Raw genomic sequence first — 2,737 nt, 5'->3', positions numbered from 1 at the left:
CCCAGAGGGTGCCGACCTGTTTCGCCACGGCAGGCTTGATCTCGATACCCGATTGCTGAGGAGTCCATTTCTGGTCCGAATTGATCTCGGTCTCCAGGCGGTCCAGGTGAAGAATGTCGTCCGAGTCGGGATCGCGCAGATCCGTCAGTGTGATGTCAACGAATTGGGTTTTCTCCCCTTGTTTGGCGCGCTCCGGATCCCAGTGCTCGGCTTGATACGGGGCGCTGGCAATATTGCCCTGAGCGATCAACCCGCGCGGCTCCGCACCCAGACGCATGATGTAGGCGGTATCCCCTTCGCCAACCTGCCCCGAGGCCGTGCTCCAGCGTTTGGTGACGCTCTCGCCCTTGGCGACCCGGAGCCGATCGTCACGGAATTCGTCCCAGGGCCATTTTTGGGGGTTCCAGGCCAGCAGCCAGACCTTCTGCGAAGGCTGCCATCGTTCCTTCCAGGGCGATTCATGAAACGCGAAGGGCTGGCCCGCTTCCTCTTCGAGCCGTTGGCGCAGCTCGAAGAGGCGATGGTCGATTTCCTCGAGCGACATATTCCTCACGCGGGCGGCGGGCAGCTCCTCAAAGTGCTGCACGATGGCCCGTTTGTCGCGCCCGGTGGTGAAGTTTTCGAAGGTATCCGGGAACAGTAACCAGTTCAGCATGTGGCGCAGTTGCCGAAAGCCTTCGCGGGGAACTTCGGCCAGCCAGCGGGCGAATATCCACGGATCGGAGAGAACATGCCGCCGGCCGTCCCGTGGCTGCTCTTTCATCGCCTTGGCGATGTTGATCAGGTAGGCGAGTTCACGCCACCGATGCGTATTGAAAGCCGTGCCGGCGTGGCCGGCACCACAAAGGACCTCATCGGAGAGGCTAGGGTGATCCGGGGATAATGGCGTACCACCGAGTTCCCAGATCTCGAGTACCTGCTGGCGCTTGGTTTCCGGTTTGATGTTCGCGGGGAAGAGCAGGAGCACCCAGTTCAGCTCGGCCATCAGTCGGGTAGCGGCCGGCGGTGCATCGGCCAGTTGGATCTTCAGTTTTTCGGCGTAGCTCTCGCTGCCTTCCTGCGGGTTCTGGATGAAGGCGCGGTCAAGGATAGCCAGATTGTCAGCGGTCCAGAGAGTCTCGTCACCGAAGATGCTTCCGTCATCGATGAGGCAGGTGTCGCGCCACTGCTCCACCGTTTCCAGAAGTGCAGTCGTATCCGCGTGGGGGGTATATCGGCTCATGCCTTGTCCTTGTCTGCGTCCTGTGCGTTTCGCCTCTGCCGCATCGTTATCCGGACCGAAAGCCCCGGATCTCCTGAACGTTCGGTCGAGCTTGAAGGAAAATACGGTATCGTTGGTCGAGGAGCTTACGGAAGCACGGTCGCTCCGTGAAGCGGACGCTTGGATCCAGAAACCCGGTCTGGCCGCTGTATGCGTTGCTCAGGGGCGTGTGTCGACTGAAGAGTGGACGATGGTAGTCAGGTGCGTGCTATCCCTCGGGGCTCGGACGTGGACGAGGGGGCAGTCGGCTCGCAATTCTGTGGTGGTGTGTCGTGACTCCCAAGCTGGGTGGTGGCAACAGTTTGCGGGCGCGCATTTGTGAGAGTGGGCCATGTGCGGACGAATGACGCGTTACAGCGCGACCAGCGAGCTGGCCATGCGCTATTTCCAGGTGCCGGTCGATAAAGGTTTCGACGCACCGCGGTACAACGTCGCGCCGGGGACGGAGCTGGAAGGGTTCCGGGCGGGCGACGATGGAGGGGTCGCCTTCCAGCCGATGTTCTGGGGTTTTCGTCCGCAACGGGTGGAGGAAGGCCCGCGTCCCATCAACGCGCGCGCGGAGAAGGTGGCCACCAGCCCGTATTTCCGCTCGGCGTTCGCGCATCGCCGCTGCATCGTGCTGGCCGACGGCTGGTACGAGTGGCGTCGGACGGAGCAGGGCAAGCAGCCGTATTACATCACTCTGGCTGAAAACGCGCCGCAGGCCGTGCTGATGATGGCGGGGATCTGGGAACCCACCACCGACGGCGGTGCCCGCTGCGCCATCATTACCGAACCCGCATCGGACCGCCTGGCGCACATCCACGACCGCACGCCCCTGGTGCTCGATGCATCCTGCCGTTGGGACTGGCTGGACCCGGCACTCACCGAACGGGAAGCGATCCGGGCACGGACGCAGCGCCTAAACCCCGACGCACTCCGATATCACCCGGTGTCTACCCGCGTGAACCGGCCTGCCGAGGACGACCCTTCGCTGATCGAAGCGATTGCCTGATGGGCTCCAGAGCCTTTACTCGCGATCCTCGTCCCGTTCCTGGTCCGCGTCCACCAGCGGATCGCCGCCCAAATAAGCCCGTAGGGCCTCGTACTGATTGAGTGCGGCAAGCATCTGCACGAACTCGCTTTCGTGCAGCAGGACCACGCGCGAGCCGTCCTTGATGCGGACGAATTCGGGGTGCAGGACCAGTTCTTCAAAGGCGATTTCGTTCGACATGGGCTCACTCGCTTCCGGAGGCGATTCGGACGGGTATGCACATTCGGCCCGTACATCTCAGGCCATGTTCCCGCGGCCGGGCGACAGATACGGACGTCCGGATGGGCCACCCTGAAGGTAAAATCCATTCGCCGGGGCCGTTATGGACGTTCTTAAAGCGTGTTTTGCCTTCCTGCTCGCTGCGCTGACGGGGTGTGCCGTGCCGTCGTCATCCGAGCGGGATTACCCTTCACCCGGGCAGCCGCTGATCCGTGATGCCGATG

Annotated in this window: 2 protein-coding genes and 1 pseudogene; 1 reads left to right on the top strand and 2 read right to left on the bottom strand. The window is 62.5% G+C overall.

Going from position 1 to position 2,737, the window contains the following annotated elements; all coding sequences use genetic code 11:
- Window positions 1-1,222, bottom strand: a pseudogene (locus tag F573_RS0113740) (hypothetical protein); the annotation flags it as partial.
- 382 nt (window positions 1,223-1,604) lie between these two features.
- On the opposite strand from F573_RS0113740, the gene F573_RS0113735 reads away from it, so the two are divergent.
- Window positions 1,605-2,255 (top strand): SOS response-associated peptidase, encoded by a 651-nt coding sequence (locus tag F573_RS0113735; RefSeq protein ID WP_019023070.1) that lies wholly within the window; start codon window positions 1,605-1,607, stop codon window positions 2,253-2,255.
- A gap of 15 nt (window positions 2,256-2,270) precedes the next feature.
- Here the strand turns inward: F573_RS0113735 and F573_RS0113730 are convergent, their stop codons facing one another.
- Window positions 2,271-2,474 carry a hypothetical protein gene (locus tag F573_RS0113730; protein ID WP_019023069.1) on the bottom strand — a complete coding sequence of 68 codons (204 nt, stop codon included), beginning with the start codon at window positions 2,472-2,474 and terminating at the stop codon, window positions 2,271-2,273.
- Window positions 2,475-2,737: the final 263 nt, after the last annotated feature.

The sequence above is a fragment of the Thioalkalivibrio sp. ALE23 genome (assembly GCF_000378545.1).
Classification (GTDB): Bacteria; Pseudomonadota; Gammaproteobacteria; order Ectothiorhodospirales; family Ectothiorhodospiraceae; genus Thioalkalivibrio.
This window is presented reverse-complemented; position numbering and strand designations above follow the sequence as displayed.